General features: G+C 71.9%; 13 protein-coding genes and 1 pseudogene. 9 read left to right on the top strand and 5 right to left on the bottom strand.

Translation table 11 applies throughout. From position 1 onward, the window contains the following. Nucleotides 1–187: 187 nt before the first annotated feature. Together AB0M39_RS21330 and ilvD are read left to right on the top strand one after the other, a co-directional pair. Nucleotides 188–790, top strand: a pseudogene (locus AB0M39_RS21330) (TetR family transcriptional regulator); the annotation flags it as partial. A 94-nt stretch (nt 791–884) separates the two neighbouring features. Beyond that, a complete protein-coding gene (gene ilvD / locus AB0M39_RS21325; RefSeq protein ID WP_365366578.1) occupies nt 885–2,735 on the top strand; it encodes a dihydroxy-acid dehydratase in 1,851 nt (616 codons plus the stop codon). Between the two features lie 233 nt (nt 2,736–2,968). Here ilvD and AB0M39_RS21320 read toward each other — a convergent pair whose 3' ends face one another. Continuing rightward, on the bottom strand, nt 2,969–5,173 hold the full coding sequence (locus tag AB0M39_RS21320; protein ID WP_365366575.1) for a serine/threonine-protein kinase: 2,205 nt from the start codon (nt 5,171–5,173) through the stop codon (nt 2,969–2,971). A 127-nt stretch (nt 5,174–5,300) separates the two neighbouring features. Here AB0M39_RS21320 and AB0M39_RS21315 point away from each other — a divergent pair, with 127 nt between their 5' ends. From AB0M39_RS21315 to sigJ, 3 genes are all read left to right on the top strand, one after another. After that, complete coding sequence (locus tag AB0M39_RS21315) at nt 5,301–5,636, top strand: peptidase (protein WP_365366573.1); 336 nt, start codon at nt 5,301–5,303, stop codon at nt 5,634–5,636. A gap of 216 nt (nt 5,637–5,852) precedes the next feature. Then, a complete protein-coding gene (locus tag AB0M39_RS21310) occupies nt 5,853–6,314 on the top strand; it encodes a hypothetical protein (protein ID WP_365366666.1) in 462 nt (153 codons plus the stop codon). A gap of 310 nt (nt 6,315–6,624) precedes the next feature. Then, nucleotides 6,625–7,512: an RNA polymerase sigma factor SigJ gene (gene sigJ / locus AB0M39_RS21305; protein ID WP_365366571.1), complete on the top strand. Its 888-nt coding sequence runs from the start codon at nt 6,625–6,627 to the stop codon at nt 7,510–7,512. A gap of 25 nt (nt 7,513–7,537) precedes the next feature. On the opposite strand, the gene AB0M39_RS21300 is transcribed toward sigJ, so the two are convergent. After that, entirely contained in the window at nt 7,538–7,990 is a 453-nt protein-coding gene (locus AB0M39_RS21300; RefSeq protein ID WP_365366569.1) for a hypothetical protein, read from the bottom strand. Between the two features lie 630 nt (nt 7,991–8,620). Here AB0M39_RS21300 and AB0M39_RS21295 point away from each other — a divergent pair. Continuing rightward, nucleotides 8,621–9,547 carry an ABC transporter ATP-binding protein gene (locus AB0M39_RS21295; protein WP_365366567.1) on the top strand — a complete coding sequence of 309 codons (927 nt, stop codon included), beginning with the start codon at nt 8,621–8,623 and terminating at the stop codon, nt 9,545–9,547. Further along, a complete protein-coding gene (locus tag AB0M39_RS21290) occupies nt 9,544–10,281 on the top strand; it encodes an ABC transporter permease (RefSeq protein WP_365366565.1) in 738 nt (245 codons plus the stop codon). Before AB0M39_RS21295 ends, AB0M39_RS21290 begins: the two co-directional genes overlap by 4 nt. Before the next feature lie 85 nt (nt 10,282–10,366). Here the strand turns inward: AB0M39_RS21290 and AB0M39_RS21285 are convergent, their stop codons facing one another. Beyond that, nucleotides 10,367–10,975 carry a hypothetical protein gene (locus AB0M39_RS21285; RefSeq protein WP_365366563.1) on the bottom strand — a complete coding sequence of 203 codons (609 nt, stop codon included), beginning with the start codon at nt 10,973–10,975 and terminating at the stop codon, nt 10,367–10,369. Further along, complete coding sequence (locus AB0M39_RS21280) at nt 10,968–11,462, bottom strand: SigE family RNA polymerase sigma factor (RefSeq protein WP_365366561.1); 495 nt, start codon at nt 11,460–11,462, stop codon at nt 10,968–10,970. The genes AB0M39_RS21285 and AB0M39_RS21280 overlap by 8 nt, the downstream gene beginning before the upstream one ends. A gap of 138 nt (nt 11,463–11,600) precedes the next feature. Here AB0M39_RS21280 and AB0M39_RS21275 point away from each other — a divergent pair, with 138 nt between their 5' ends. Both AB0M39_RS21275 and proC read left to right on the top strand, forming a co-directional pair. Continuing rightward, nucleotides 11,601–12,548: a L,D-transpeptidase gene (locus AB0M39_RS21275; RefSeq protein WP_365366559.1), complete on the top strand. Its 948-nt coding sequence runs from the start codon at nt 11,601–11,603 to the stop codon at nt 12,546–12,548. A 254-nt stretch (nt 12,549–12,802) separates the two neighbouring features. Further along, nucleotides 12,803–13,612, top strand: coding sequence for a pyrroline-5-carboxylate reductase (gene proC / locus AB0M39_RS21270; protein ID WP_365366557.1), 810 nt, complete (start codon nt 12,803–12,805; stop codon nt 13,610–13,612). Nucleotides 13,613–13,767: 155 nt separating this feature from the next. On the opposite strand, the gene trpS is transcribed toward proC, so the two are convergent. Then, nucleotides 13,768–14,766: a tryptophan--tRNA ligase gene (trpS, locus tag AB0M39_RS21265; protein WP_365366555.1), complete on the bottom strand. Its 999-nt coding sequence runs from the start codon at nt 14,764–14,766 to the stop codon at nt 13,768–13,770. Nucleotides 14,767–15,379: the final 613 nt, after the last annotated feature.

The raw sequence follows: 15,379 nt of genomic DNA, 5'->3' as shown, positions 1-15,379 counted from the left end.
GGGCGGCGCGGCCGACGGCGGCGAGAACGGCGAGAGCGGCGGGAACGGCGACGGCAAGGGCAGCACCGCCAAGCCCAGCCGTACCAGCAGTACGAGCCCGAGCCCGGGTAAAAGCCCGACCGCGAGCCCGAGCCCGAGCCCGAAGGCAAGCCCGAGCCCGAGCAAAAGCCCGAACCCGACCGCAAGCCCGAGCCCGAGGCGGCGCGGCCGCCCCGCCCGTACCGACTCCGAGACCGGCCCCGGCGCCCGGGACCGGATTCTGGAGGCGGCCCGCACGGAGTTCGCCGAGCGCGGCTACGACAAGACCACCGTCCGCGGCATCGCCAAGGCGGCGGGCGTGGACGCCGCGCTCGTGCACCACTACTTCGGCACGAAGGACGAGGTCTTCGCGGCCGCCATCGAGGTCTCCTTCGAGCCGGCCCTGGTGCTGCCCGCGGTGCTGGGCCAGGGCGCGGAGGGCGTAGGCGAGCGGCTCGCCCGCTACTTCATCGGTGTGTGGGAGAACCCGGCGACCAGGGCCCCGCTGCTGGCGATCATCCGTTCCGCGCTCACCCACGAGGCCGCGGCCAAGGTCCTGCGGGGCTTCGTGCTGCGGCGGCTGCTCGAGCGCATCGCGGGCGAGCTCGACGTGCCGAATCCGAAGTTCCGCGCGGAGCTGGCGGCGGCGCACATGATCGGGATCGCGATACTGCGGTATGTGATCAAGGTGGAGCCGCTGGCCTCGGCGGATCCCGAGGAGATCATCGCGACCGTGTCGCCGACCCTCCAGCGGTATCTGACCGAAGCGTGAGCCGTGCGTCCCGCATAGCGGACAGAGTGTCCAGATCTTGGAGCACCGGCGTACGCTCGAATGCAGTCCTATCTGTCTGAAGGAGCGAGCGACGATGCCCGAGCTGCGGTCCCGCACTGTCACCCACGGCCGGAACATGGCGGGCGCCCGCGCCCTTATGCGGGCGTCGGGCGTAGCCAGCGCGGACATCGGCAAGCCGATCATCGCGGTGGCCAACTCCTTCACCGAGTTCGTGCCCGGCCACACGCACCTCGCCCCGGTCGGCCGGATCGTCTCCGACGCCATCCTGGCGGCGGGCGCGGTGCCGCGTGAGTTCAACACGATCGCCGTCGACGACGGCATCGCCATGGGCCACGCCGGAATGCTGTACTCCCTGCCCTCCCGCGACCTGATCGCGGACAGCGTCGAGTACATGGTCGAGGCGCACTGCGCCGACGCGCTGATCTGCATCTCCAACTGCGACAAGATCACCCCCGGCATGCTGATGGCCGCCCTGCGGCTGAACATCCCGGTGGTCTTCGTCTCCGGCGGCCCCATGGAGGCCGGCCAGGCCACCCTGGTCGACGGCACGGTCCGCAAGCTCGACCTGATCAACGCGATCGTCGACGCGGTCGACGAGAACGTCTCGGACGAGGACGTGCTGCGCATCGAGGAGAACGCCTGCCCGACCTGCGGCTCCTGTTCGGGCATGTTCACCGCCAACTCGATGAACTGCCTGACCGAGGCCATGGGCCTGTCCCTGCCGGGCAACGGCTCCGTGCTCGCCACGCACACCGCCCGCAAGGCGCTGTACGAGGAGGCCGGCCGCACGGTCGTCGAGATCGCCAAGCGCTACTACGAGCAGGACGACGAGTCCGTCCTGCCGCGCAACATCGCCACCCGCGAGGCCTTCGAGAACGCTATGGCGCTCGACATCGCCATGGGCGGCTCCACCAACACGATCCTGCACCTGCTGGCCGCGGCGCAGGAGGCCGAGCTCGACTACGACCTCAAGGACATCGACCAGGTCTCGCGCCGCGTCCCGTGCCTGGCCAAGGTCGCCCCGAACATCGCGCCCGGCGGCACGTACTACATGGAGGACGTGCACCGCGCCGGCGGCATCCCCGCCATCCTCGGCGAGCTCTACCGCGGCGGCATGCTCAACGAGGACGTCCACTCAGTCCACTCCTCCTCCCTCGCCGACTGGCTCAAGACCTGGGACGTGCGCGGCGGTTCGCCGTCCGCCGAGGCCGTCGAGATGTGGCACGCCGCGCCGGGCTGCGTGCGGTCCGCGACCGCGTTCTCGCAGTCCGAGCGCTGGGCGTCCCTCGACGTGGACGCCGCCGGCGGCTGCATCCGCGACGTCGAGCACGCCTACTCCAAGGACGGCGGCCTCGCCGTGCTGAAGGGCAACCTGGCCGTGGACGGCTGCGTCGTGAAGACCGCCGGCGTCGACGAGTCGATCTGGACCTTCGAGGGCCCGGCCGTCGTGTGCGAGTCGCAGGACGAGGCGGTCGAGAAGATCCTCACGAAGCAGATCAAGGAGGGCGACGTCGTCGTCATCCGCTACGAGGGCCCGCGCGGCGGACCCGGCATGCAGGAGATGCTCTACCCGACGTCCTTCCTCAAGGGCCGCGGCCTGGGCAAGGCCTGCGCACTGGTCACCGACGGCCGCTTCTCCGGCGGCACCTCGGGCCTGTCCATCGGCCACGCGTCCCCGGAGGCGGCCTCGGGCGGCGCGATCGCACTCGTCGAGGACGGCGACCGCATCCGCATCGACATCCCCAACCGCTCGATCGAACTCCTCGTCTCGGACGCCGACCTGGCAACCCGCCGCGAGGCCCTGGCCGGCGTCTACGCCCCCAAGTCCCGCGACCGCAAGGTCTCGGCGGCCCTGCGCGCATACGCGGCGATGGCAACGAGCGCGGACAAGGGCGCGGTCAGGGACGTCTCCCAACTCCCGTAGCCCGTCTCAGCCCCGCCGGCGCTTGAGGCGACCCACCTCAGCTCCGGCGGCGTTTGGGGGCGGGCCATGTCAGCCTCGCCGGCGATTGAGGCGCGGGGTCCGGGGCAGAGCCCCGCGGGCCAGGCCGACGTTTCAAGCCCCGCCGGCGTTTGAGGCGCGGGCTGCCCGAGCAGTCCTCAGCCCCGCCGGCGTTTGAGGCGAGAGGACCCTGAGGCCGCCGCCCCCCCCACCCCTCACCACCGCCCCGGCTCCCCCGCCCCCACCCCGAACACCGACCCATTCGGCGCCGTGCCGAACACCCGTCCCCCCTGCGCCACCGGCGCCGGCAGCACCGACGAGAACGTATAGCGCCCATCGTCCATCCGCGGCTTCGTCTGCCCGATCAGCTCCCCGCGCCGCGCGTCCACCGCCAGCAGCCGCCCGTCGCCCGCCGACACATAGACCGCGCTCCCGTCCGCCGTCGGCCGCGAGAGATGCGTGACCTGGGTTTCCAGCCGCCATAGCTGCGCGTTCTTCTTGCGCGCCGTGTCGAGCGCGACGAGGGCGCCCCCGGAGCCGCTCAGATAGACGGTCCCGCCGGCCACGGTCGCCTGCGCCTGGTCCACCCGCACGGGCAGCTTGATCCGCCGTACAGCAGCAGTACCGCCCCGGGCGTCGATCCGTACGACCGCGTCCGTGTACCCGTCGGTGTCGGCGGAGAGCAGATACGACACCCCGTCCACGAGCCCCACCGGGCTCAGCGCCCCCTTGACCCGCTTCTCCCAGAGCGCGTCGCCGTTGCTCGGATCGACCGCGCTGACCAGGGTGGTCGTACCGTCGGCGGACACCGCCGCGACGAGCGCGAGGCCGCCCTGCCCCGGCGACGACATCCACTCGGAGGGGCCGGTGCCGCGCTGGCGCGTCCACCGCTCCTCGCCGGTCGCGGAGTCGAGCGCCCGCACCAGCCCGCTGGCGGCGACGAGCAGCACCACGTCGCCGGCGTGCCGGACGTTGGAGTACTGGGAGAGGTCACGGCTCCAACGCACCTTCCCGGACTCCGGGTCGAGCGCCTCCAGCCGGCCTCCGCCGGGCGTCACGATGTGCAGCAGCCCTCCGGAGAGCACGGGGGTCATGCCCGCGTCGGTCTGCGTCTTGCCGCCCCCGGCCTCCGACGACCAGACGGCCCTGCCGTCGGCGGGGTCGAGCCGGGCGGCCTTGATCCCGGGGGCGGTGCAGTAGAGCCCGGAGCCCGCGGCCGCGCAGACCGGCATCCTGTTCTCGCCGTCGCCTCCGCGCAGAGCGACGCTCCAGGGCTGGAAGCCCTGCTCGGCGCGCGGGCCGGCGGCCGAGGACCGAGGCGCGGGCTCGCCTTCGGCTATAGAGCTCACGACGACCCCGGCGGCGACCAGCACCGCTATAGCGGCCCCGACGGCCAGCCACCGCGCCTTCCCACTCCGCTTCCCACTCCGCTTCCCTCGCCGCTCCCGCGGCGCGGCGGAGGCAGCAACAGCCGCCCCGGACCCCGCACCCCCACCCTCGTCCGATCCTGCGCCCTCACCCGATCCCGCGCTCTCGCCCGGCTCCGGCGTCCGCTGCAGCGGTATGTAGGCCTGGGTGTCGTACGACGCCGAGGGCGAGGACGCCCGCAGCGCCACCATCAACTCGTCCGGGGTCGGCCGCTCGTCCGGGTCCTTCGCCAGACAGCGGAGGAACAGCGGCGCCAGGTCCTCCGGCACACCCGCCAAGTCGGGCTCGTTGTGGACGACCTGGTACGCCACGATGTACGGGCTGTCCGAGTCGAACGGCCCACGCCCGGTCGCCGCGTGCACCAGCACCGCGCCGAGCGCGAACACGTCCGCGGCCGGTCCGACCTCGCGCGGACGCTGGAACTGCTCGGGCGCCATGAAGGGAGGCGTGCCGATCAGCTTCCCCGTCTCCGTCCGCAGATCGCTGTCCTTGGGACGGGAGATGCCGAAGTCGATCACCTTGGGCCCGTCGGGCGCGAGCAGCACGTTGCTCGGCTTCAGATCCCGGTGGACCACGCCGACGCGGTGGATGTCGCGCAGCGCCTCGGCGAGGCCGGCACCAGCCCTGCGCAGTTCCTGGGAGCTCAGCGGCCCGTTCCGCTTGACCCGCTCGGCGAGCGTGGGGCCCTCGATGAACAGCGTGGCCATCCAAGGCCGTTCGGCCTCCGGGTCGGCGTCGACGACGGGCGCGGTGAACGCGCCGCTGACCCGGCGGGCAGCTGCGACCTCCTGCTGAAAGCGTGCCCTGAACTCGGGATCCGTGGCGTGCTCGGCATGGATGACCTTGACGGCGAGACGGAGTCCCGAGGCGGATTCGGCCAGATGGACCACGCCCATGCCGCCGGTGCCGAGACATGACTCGAGCCGGTACTGCCCGGCGTACTCCGGATGCTCCGCTTCCGGGAACGGACCGGCACTGCGCAGCGGCGGCATCGCCCACCCCCGTTTTTTCGGTGCGCACCCGCGACGCACGGAGCCTAGTCGATGATGCGTGCGAACCAGCCATACCTTGCTAGCCTGCGCGGCGAACGGCACACACACCACAACGGGGGAGATATCGATGGCTGTTGAAGAGGTGCAGAGTCAGACGGGGACGGCGTCCGCGGAGGCGGTCGAGGCTCTGGACGCCGCCGACGAGGCGCTCGGCTCGAAGCGCTACCCGGTCGCGCCGGGCCACCGCGTGAACGTCCGCAGCGGCCCCGGCACGAACTACCAGCTCGTCAAGACGCTGCCGTACGGCGCCCGCGTCCCGATCAACTGCCAGAAGCCGGGGGAGCGGATCAGCGGGCCGTACGGCACGACCAACCTGTGGGACAACATCGCCAACGGGCAGTTCGTCTCGGACGCGTATGTGAACACGGGCAGTGACGGCTATGTGACCATCCGCTGCTCCTGACCCACGGCACACCTCACCCGGGGGCGCCCAGGGATAATCGCCCCTGTGAGCGAGCAGACCGGGAACGACCGCACCGACGACACCCGCAGAAGCGCCAGCAGAAGCACCGGCGGAAACAGCAGCGGAAGCACCAGCAGTAACAGCAGCACGAGCACCGGTAGAGCCAGCAGCAGAGGCGCCGGCGGCGAGAGCGGCGGCGGCCCGCAGCCCGAGCCCATCCGTTTCTTCGGCACGACCTGGGTGGGCCGCGACGGGGGCTACGGGCTCCGCCGCGTCGGCGTGGCGGCCGGCTCGCTGGCCGCCGCCGTCGCCGGCTGCTTCGTCCTGCGCTTCGCCTACCAGGGCCTGGCCGTCGCCGACGTCGGCGGCTTCGTGAACATCCTGGTCGTCGTCATGTTCGCGATCTGCAGCGCCATCGCCTTCCGCAAGACGTGGGAGAGCTTCACGCGCCGCGCCGCGCGCTCAGCCGCCGAGGACTCCCTGCGCAGCCTGAAGGCCATCGGCTTCGTGGGCGTGCTGCTCGCCTACTTCCTCCGCTCGCTCGCCGAGGCGCCCGGAGAGAAGCTGCGCCGCGAGGAGTACGAGACGGCCCGCAGCCAGTACGAGAAGCGTCGCAACGCCCGTACCGGCAACCCCGCCGCCCGCAAGGGAAAGAGCGGCAAGCCCAGGCGCAAATAGCCGATTTTCAGCCAGGATGGGCCGTGTGCGTCGCGGCCGCCGCTCCCGTGGGACGTCCATGCCGTCCTGCGTGAGGCTTCCGCGCCGTACACCGGGCGGGGCAGGGCGGGACCTGTGCCGCTGCGCCGCACTCCATAGGAGACGCCGCCGAGTCGCTCGCTCGGTCGGGGCGTCGCATTCCACGGAGCCGCGTCGCACTCCGCGCGGTGGTGTCACATCCCGCGCGGCGGTGTCACAACCCGTGCGCCCGAACCGTCCACCCAGTAGGCGCCGCCCATAGGCGCCGTCAGCAGCAGAGGGAGGGCCGAATATGGCCGAGCTGGCCGAATTCGAGAAGCAGCGCAGCCGTCTGTGGGGCATCGCGTACCGCATCACCGGCTCCGTCGCGGACGCCGAAGACGCCGTACAGGAGTCCTGGCTGCGCTGGGAGTCCCTGCCGGACGGCGAGGCGGAGGACCCGCGGGCGTATCTGACGACCGTGGTCAGCCGCATCTGCTACGACCAGCTCGGTTCGGCCCGCGCCCGGCGGGAGGCGTACGTCGGTCCCTGGCTGCCGGAGCCGGTCGTGACCGTCGCCGCCGAGGGGCCCGAGGACCCGCAGGACCGCGTCACGCTCGACGAGTCCGTCGGCGTGGCGCTGCTGACCGTGCTGGAACGCCTCACTCCGGCCGAGCGCACCGCCTTCATCCTGCACGACGTGTTCGCCGTGCCCTTCCCGGAGATAGCCGACGTGGTGGGCCGCACCTCCGACTCCGTACGGCAGCTCGCCTCGCGCGCCCGCCGTCGCGTACGGGCGGAGGCGCCGCGCCGCTCGGTCGACCGGGACGAGCACCGGCGGACGGTCGACGCGTTCCTGACGGCGGTGATGGGCGGGGACTTCGAGGGGCTGCTGGAGGTCCTGGACCCCGAGGTCGTATGGCGTTCGGACGGCGGCGGCATGGTGGTGGCGGCCCGACTGCCGGTCCTCGGCGACGAGAAGGTCGCTCGCTTCGTCCAGCGTCTGACGCGCGACTTCGACCCGCAGACGATGCGCGCGCTGGTACGGGACGTGAACGGCGCGCCCGGCGTCGTCTTCGTCGACTCCGCGAACGCGCGGGCCGGCGTCTTCGCGTTCACGGTGCACGACGGTCGGATCACGGAGATCTCCGCGGTCGTCAACCCGAACAAGCTCCAGCACCTGGACCTCGAGAGCCTGTGAGGGCCGCGATGGCCGCACGCGCGGGCTAGGCAGCGGTACGGGCGGGGGTGTAGCGGGGAGCGTGTGCACGCCGCTGTTCGGGGCTGTCGCGCTGGCCCCTCTTGCCCGACGGGCCGCCATGGACGACGGTCGGCGCCTTGCCGTACGGCTGGCTGGTCGATGCCCTCGGCGGCCGTACGGGCGGGGGTGTAGCGGGGAGCGCGTGTACGCCGCCGGTCAGGGCTGTCGCGCTGGCCCCTCTCGCCGACGGGCCGCCATGGACGACGGTCGGCGCCTTGCCGTACGGCTGGCTGGTCGATGCCCTCGGCGGCCGTACGGGCGACGGCGTCGCGGCGAGCGCGATGCGCCCGGAGACCGCCGAGTCGGCGGAGGCGCTGCACAGGGGCTGGGCGGCCGTCGTCGGCGGCCTGACCTGCGAGCTGGCGGCGGAACGGTCCGTGGCGTACCCCCGCGACGACGTACGCCTCCTGTCCGGCACCTCCCTCGCCGCCGACCACTCCGCCGACCACTTGGCTCGCGGTCGGCCGCTCCGCCCGCCGCTGGCATACGGCCCGCGGCCGGTTGCTCCGCCTGCCACTCGGCGCCGCTGGCCACTCCGCCGCCACGCGGTGCCGCTGGCCACGCGGCCACTCCGCCCGCCACTCGGCCCGCGGCCGGTCGCTCCGCCGCCCCTCGGAGCCGCTGGCGGCCACTCCGCCCGCCGCCGGTCCCACGCCCGCAGGGTCCACCACGCCTGGGTCCGCCGCGCCAAGGCCCGCCACGCCATAGGCGTCCGCGTCGAGGAGGGCGTCCCCGACACCGCCCTCACCCGCGCCCCCGCGGCCTCCAAGCACCTCGCGGTCGAGCGCGACGCATCGCGGTCGACCCAACCTGCGCGCTGCGCGCATGCCCGTCCCCGCCCCCACCAGCTCCCACCGCACCCATGCAGCGACCTCGAACACCGTCGAGCCCCGGGCGAGCCGCCCACGCCACCACGCCTCGGCTATCCGAGCCAGTCCAGTTCGTCCGCTCCACGGCCCCCGCCCTCCGCCGGACAGCCCGCCGTCCGAACGCGTTCCCGCCGCCCCCGCCCTTGACGGCACCCACCGCCAGGCGCAGTATTCATCACATGATGAATTTCCTCGGCCCGTTGACGCCCGACCCGGCGCCAACCCCCGTGCCCGACCCGTCGCCCCCCGACCCGTCGCCCCCCGCCCTCGCCGTCCTCGCCCGCGACCTCACGGTGCAGCGAGGCCCCCGCACCGTCCTGCGCGGCCTCGACTTCACCGTGTGGCCCGGAAAGATCACCGGCCTGCTCGGCCCCTCCGGCTGCGGGAAGTCCACGCTGATGCGCTCCCTCGTCGGCACCCAGGCCGGCGTCGCAGGCACCCTCGAAGTGCTCGGCAAGCCCGCGGGCGACGCCTCGCTGCGCTCCCGCATCGGCTACGTCACCCAGGCCCCGTCGGTGTACGACGACCTGACCGTCCGCCAGAACCTCGAGTACTTCGCCTCGGTCCTCTACCCCGGCCGCCGCCACCGCGACGTCCGCCGCGAGAACGTCACGCGCGCCATCGACGACGTAGCCCTCGCCTCGCACGCCGACTCCCTCGCCGGCCGGCTCTCCGGCGGCCAGCGCAGCCGCGTCTCGCTCGCCGTGGCCCTGCTCGGCACCCCGGAACTGCTCGTCCTCGACGAGCCCACCGTCGGCCTGGACCCCGTGCTCCGCCGCGACCTGTGGGACCTCTTCCACCGCCTCGCCGCCGACCGCGGTGCGACGGTTCTGGTCTCCTCCCATGTGATGGACGAGGCCGAGCGCTGCCACCGCCTCATGCTCATGCGCGAGGGCGAGCTGCTCGCCGAGGACACCCCGGACGACCTCCGCACCCGCACCCACTGCGCGACCGTCGAGGACGCGTTCCTCCACCTGGTCGACGCCGCGAACGCGGCCGACGCCAGAACGAACGCAGCCGACGCCGGACCGGACGCGCCCGACTCCCAATCCCGCTCAGGCGCACCCGCACCCGCGCCCTCACCCGCGCAGGAGAACGTCCGATGAGCGCCGCCCGTACCCTCGCCACCGCCGCCCGCGTCCTGCGGCAGCTCCGCCACGACCCCCGCTCCATCGCGCTGATGGTGCTCGTGCCGTGCGTGATGCTGTTCCTGCTGCGCTACGTCTTCGACGGCAGCCCGCAGACCTTCGACTCCATCGGGGCCTCGCTGCTCGGCATCTTCCCGCTGATCACGATGTTCCTGGTGGCCTCCATCGCCACCCTGCGCGAACGCACCTCGGGCACCCTCGAACGGCTCCTCGCCATGCCCCTCGGCAAAGGCGACCTCATCGGCGGCTACGCCCTCGCCTTCGGCCTCGTCGCCGTCGTCCAGTCCGTCCTGGCCACCGGCCTCGCACTGTGGGCCCTGGGCCTCGACGTCGTGGGCTCGCCCTGGCTGCTCCTGCTCGTCGCGCTCCTCGACGCGCTGCTGGGGACGGCACTCGGCCTGTTCGTCTCGGCCTTCGCCGCGTCGGAGTTCCAGGCCGTCCAGTTCATGCCGGCCGTGATCTTCCCTCAGCTGCTGCTCTGCGGCCTGTTCACCCCGCGCGACCAGATGCAGCCCGCCCTCGAAGCGATCTCGAACGTCCTGCCCATGTCGTACGCGGTCGACGCCATGACCGAGGTCCTGCGCTACCCGGACGCCACCGGCGCCTTCACCCGCGACGTCCTGATCGTCGCCGGCTGCGCGATTCTCGTACTGTCCCTGGGCGCGGCCACCCTCCGCCGCCGCACCGCCTGACCCCCGACGGGCCCGACGGGCCCTACGCCCCCGCGCACGCCCGGCCCGCCCAGTTCCCCGAGCCCATCGTTCTCACAAAGCTCGTCTAGCTCACCGCGACCGTGTCCCCGACCTTGAAGTTGTCGTAGAGCCACTGCGCGTCCGCGGCAGGCACAGCGATCGCGTTCAGGTCGATGGCGTTCTCGCCGGACTCGTAGACGTACACCGTCCCGCCGTTCGACCGGCTCAGCTCCACCACCCAGTTCCGGGTGACCTCGTCCTTGGACATGTCGTACCTGTCGGTCGGCACCTTGCGCTTCGGAGACTTGGCGGCCACCGTCAGTCGCCCCTCGGCGACCCCGTCGAACTCCACCTCGATCGTGCGCACCGGCAGCCCGTCCCGGCTGACCGTCAGCATCCGCTTCCCCGTGTCCAGGGTGAACGGCGGAGGCGCCGGAACCGAAGGAGCCGGCTCCACCCCCGTCGTCGGCGGCGCCGCAGGCAGCCGCCCCTCGTCCTGCGACCCCAGCACCCGCGGCAGCCCGAACACGACGCCGCTCAACACCACGACCGTGGCCACTCCCGCGCCCACCACCCGGCGCCGCCGCCCGCGCGCCTCGGCCCGCCGCCGTACCTGCGCACCGGACACGGCTGGCGGGGTCTCGCCCGACGCGGCCAACTCCCTTATCGCGGACTTGAGTTCATGATCAGACACGACTCTCCTCCTTCTCCTCGGGAGACAGCAGCTGAGCCAGCGCGGCCCGTCCCCGAGACAACCTCGCCTTGACCGTTCCCGCGGGGGAACCCGTCTCGGCAGCGATCTGCTGAATGGTCAGATCACACAGATGATGCAGCACCACAGCCTGACGCTGCGCCTCCGGCAACTGCCGCAGCGCCTCCACCAGCACCGTGTGCTCCGGTCCCGGCCCCGGCGTCCGGTCCGCCGGCGGATTGTGCCGCACCAGCTCCAGCCACCGGCGCGCCCGCCGCCAGCGGCTCACCGCGAGCCGCATCGCGACCGTGCGGATCCACGCCTCGGGCGCCTCCTCGGCAAGAAACGAGCCACGCCGGTCCCAGGCCCGCACAAAAGCCTCCTGGACCACGTCCTGGGCCTCGCCGTGATCGCCCGTCAACGCGTACAGCTGCCCCACTATCCGTGGGAACGCGGTCGCGTAGAAAGCGTCGAACTCCTCCTCCGTCACGAGCGCTATGACAGCCCCACAGCCCTCGCGGTTCCCCGCGAGAATTTCCGTGTCCTACGTGCAACCTCCTCTCTCTCCCGTGCGTACAGAAGCCGAACCAGCACAGCTGTCACACCAGCTGACCCCGGGGGAGAATCCATGTCACGCCTGTCACGACTGCCGCGCCACCTCACCACCGCCGCGCTCGGAGTCATCTGCGCGCTGTCCATCACCAGCTGCTCGAACGGGAGCGTCACGCCGGACGCCGCCGCGGCCCCCAAGCGCCCCGCAGCCGACGGCTCCGCCTCCGCATCGCCCAGCCCCACGGCCACCCCGCTGTCGGCCGCGACCCTCGGCCACCTGGCCGACGCCTCCGTCAACATCGCCGACGGCCAGCGCATCGGCGTCGGCCTGCCGATATCGGTCACCTTCAAGCGCCCGATACCCAAGGCCGAGCGCGCCGACGTCGAGCGCCAGCTGAAGGTCACCGCCAACCCCGGAGTCACCGGCAGCTGGGCCTGGATCAAGGACCGCAACCTCCACGACGGCCAGCGCGTCGACTTCCGCCCCCAGGACTACTGGAAGCCGGGCACCGAGGTCAGCGTCAAGGCCGGCCCCTCCCTCTCTCGTTCCTTCACCGTCTCCCGCTCCCTGGTCGCCACAGTCGACGTCCGCTCCCACCAGATGAAGGTCGTCAAAGACGGCGCCCCCACCCAGACCATCCCGATCACCGCGGGCCGCCCGCCCTACGAGACCTGGAACGGCACGATGGTGGTCCTCGACAAGCAGCGGAAGGTCTTCATGGACTCCCGCACCGTCAACATTGCCGACACCTACCAGGGCTGGTACGGCTACGCCGTCCACCTGACGACCTCCGGCACCTACCTCCACGAGAACACCCGGGCCAACACCTTCGCCGGCAAGCAGAACGTCACCCACGGCTGCGTCGGCCTCGCCTCCGACGGCACCGCCCGGCGCTTCTACGAGCAGGTCATTCCGGGCGACGTCGTCCGCGTCGTCAACTCCAAGGACCAGGTCGCCCCCGGCAACGGATACGGCGACTGGAACCTGTCCTGGTCCGAGTGGCGCTCCCTCAGCGCCCTCTAGCCCGCCCTCTAGCCCAGCCTCAATCCCGCCATCGAGCCCCCTCTAGCCCGGGCTCTCTGGCGCAGGCCTCCCAGCCCCCCCCGACCGGCCCGGACCTTCGCCGGGACCGCGCCGGGCCGACGGCCGGGGCCCCGTCCGAGGTGCGGCGCGGCGCTCACCCGTAGCCCCGTACCGCCCCTCGGACGCCCCGGCACAGGCACGCCCCCAATGCGAGGATGGCCGCACGTACCCCCACCGGCGAGGTGAGCAGAGCCATGACCCAGACAGTCGCAGTCCTCGGCACGGGCAAGATCGGAGAAGCCCTCCTCAGCGGAATGATCCGCGCCGGATGGCGCCCCGCCGACCTGCTCGTCACCACCCGCCGCAGTGATCGCGCCGACGAGCTCCGCACCCGCTACGGCGTCGAGCCCGTCACCAACGCCGAGGCCGCCAAGCGCGCCGACACCCTCATCCTGGCCGTCAAGCCCCAGGACATGGGCAAGCTCCTCGACGAACTCGCCTCCCACATCAGCGCCGAGCGTCTCGTGATCAGCGCAGCGGCCGGAATCCCCACCTCCTTCATCGAGGAGCGCCTGGCCGCAGGCACCCCCGTCGTCCGCGTCATGCCCAACACCCCCGTACTCGTCGACGAGGGCATGTCCGTGATCTCCGCCGGCAACCACGCGACGGCCGAGCACCTCGCCCACGCCGAAGAGATCTTCGGCGGAGTCGGCAAGACCCTCCGCGTCCCCGAGTCCCAGCAGGACGCCGCCACCGCCCTCTCCGGCTCGGGCCCGGCCTACTTCTACTTCCTGGTCGAGGCGATGACCGACGCCGGCATCCTCCTCGGCCTGCCCCGCGCCCAGGCCCACGATCTGATCGTCCAGGCCGCCATCGGCGCCGCGGTCATGCTCCGCGACAGCGGCGAGCACCCGGTCAAGCTCCGCGAAGCCGTCACCTCCCCTGCCGGCACCACCATCAGCGCCATCCGCGAGCTCGAGAACCACGGCGTGCGCGCGGCGCTCATCGCCGCCCTGGAGGCAGCCCGCGACCGCAGCCGCGAACTCGCCTCCGGCAACGGCTGACCCCTGCGCCCCTCCTCGCAGCCGTCCCCCGCTGCCGCACCGCCACGGCAGCGGGAGGACCGCCCCCGGTGAGCCCGAGCCCTTGCTCCAGCCGGTCTCCGCCCGCGCTCGCGCACCGCCCCAGCCGGCCCCAGCCGCGCCCCCGAGCCGCGCCCTCAGCCCGCGGGCAGCAGCCCGATCGCCCGATAGGCCGCGTCGACCCTCGGCCGGGCCATCCCCCTGGCCCGTTCCGCCCCCTTCCTCAAAACGTCGTCTACGTACCCCGGATCCGCCGCCAGCTCCGCATGCCGCTCCCTGACCGGCCTCAGCAGCTCCACCACCGCCTCGGCCGCGTCCTTCTTCAACGCTCCGTACGACTCATATACACCGGCCAGCTCGATTGGGTTCCCACCCTCGCAAGCCGCGAGCATCTCGAGCAGATTCGCGACGCCCGGCCTGCTCTCCCGGTCGTACTCGACCTCGCGCCCGCTGTCCGTGACGGCCCGCATGATCTTCTTGCGCACCACGTCGGCCTCGTCCAGCAGATAGACGATCCCCGCCCCGGACTCGTGCGACTTCCCCATCTTCGAGGTCGGGTCCTGCAGATCCATGACCCGCGCGGCCACCGGCGGATGCGTCGCCTTCGGCACGGTGAAGGTGTGCCCGTACCGCTGGTTGAAGCGCACGGCCAGGTCCCGCGCCAGCTCGACATGCTGAGTCTGGTCTTCGCCCACCGGAACCTCGTCCGTTCCATAGGCCAGAATGTCGGCCGCCATCAGCGCCGGATACGTCAGCAGAGACAGCCGCACGCTCTGCCCGGCCTCCCGCGCCCGCGCGCCCTTCTCCTTGTACTGGATCATGCGCCGCAGCTCGCCGTCCGTGGCCGTGCACTCCATGACGTACGACAGCCGAGCGTGCTCGTCCACATGGCTCTGTACGAAGACGGTGCACCGCTCGGGATCCAGCCCCGCCGCCAGCATCAGGGTCGCGGCCTGCCGACTGAGCCGGCGCACCCGCGCGGGATCGTGCTCGACGGTCAGCGCATGCAGATCGACCACGCTGAACAGCGCGTCCGCCTGATGCTGATCGACCTCGACCCACCGCCGCAGGGCCCCGAGGTAGTTGCCCAGCGTCAGATGGCCCGTCGGCTTGATCCCGCTGAAGATCCGCGTCATTCCGCTCTCCGTCTCCTGGTCGAAGCCGCCGCCAGCGGCCGGCCTCCCGGAGGGGGAAACGCGAACGGCCGCCGAAGCGGCGGCCGTTGAGTGCATGCGTAGGTGCCGGCCGCCGTCAGGCGGCCCACCACTGAAGGAAGCACGTACGCGTAGTCATGGGGAGGAGCCTACGCGTCCAGGGCCGAGGTTGACAGCGGATACCGCCGGTCCGTAGTGTTCTCCGAGTTGTCCGACGTGAGCACCGACTTCGGCCGGTCCCCGGACAGCCATTCCGCAAGACCCACTACAAGCAAGCGACGCTCTCTGTCGCGCCGCTTTCCGTGCGCTTTTGCGAAATGAGGAATCCGCGTTCGAACGAGCGCAGCCCCGATTAGCGTCGGGGGCCAGGATTCCGCTAAAGTCTCACTCGTCGGAACGGCCCAACAGCCGCAAAGACAAACCCGAGTTCGACCGGGAATCAGGCCCGAAAGGATCTGATAGAGTCGGACTCGCCGGAAAGGGAAACGCGGAAGCGGAAACCTGAAAGGCACCGAGGAAATCGGACGCGAAAGAGTCTGATAGAGTCGGAGACGCAAGACCGAAGGGAAGCGCCCGGAGGAAAGCCCGAGAGGGT

Origin of the sequence: Streptomyces sp. NPDC051907 (genome assembly GCF_040681075.1) — a bacterium.
GTDB lineage: Bacteria > Actinomycetota > Actinomycetes > Streptomycetales > Streptomycetaceae > Streptomyces.
This window is presented reverse-complemented; position numbering and strand designations above follow the sequence as displayed.

What these genes read in the sequence shown, in the direction of transcription:
- proC (WP_365366557.1), top strand. Translation starts at nt 12,803, where the DNA reads ATGACCCAGACAGTCGCAGTCCTCGGCACGGGCAAGATCGGAGAAGCC.
- AB0M39_RS21295 (WP_365366567.1), top strand. Translation starts at nt 8,621, where the DNA reads ATGATGAATTTCCTCGGCCCGTTGACGCCCGACCCGGCGCCAACCCCC.
- trpS (WP_365366555.1), bottom strand. Translation starts at nt 14,766, where the DNA reads ATGACGCGGATCTTCAGCGGGATCAAGCCGACGGGCCATCTGACGCTG.
- ilvD (WP_365366578.1), top strand. Translation starts at nt 885, where the DNA reads ATGCCCGAGCTGCGGTCCCGCACTGTCACCCACGGCCGGAACATGGCG.
- AB0M39_RS21275 (WP_365366559.1), top strand. Translation starts at nt 11,601, where the DNA reads ATGTCACGCCTGTCACGACTGCCGCGCCACCTCACCACCGCCGCGCTC.
- sigJ (WP_365366571.1), top strand. Translation starts at nt 6,625, where the DNA reads ATGGCCGAGCTGGCCGAATTCGAGAAGCAGCGCAGCCGTCTGTGGGGC.
- AB0M39_RS21315 (WP_365366573.1), top strand. Translation starts at nt 5,301, where the DNA reads ATGGCTGTTGAAGAGGTGCAGAGTCAGACGGGGACGGCGTCCGCGGAG.
- AB0M39_RS21290 (WP_365366565.1), top strand. Translation starts at nt 9,544, where the DNA reads ATGAGCGCCGCCCGTACCCTCGCCACCGCCGCCCGCGTCCTGCGGCAG.
- AB0M39_RS21320 (WP_365366575.1), bottom strand. Translation starts at nt 5,173, where the DNA reads ATGCCGCCGCTGCGCAGTGCCGGTCCGTTCCCGGAAGCGGAGCATCCG.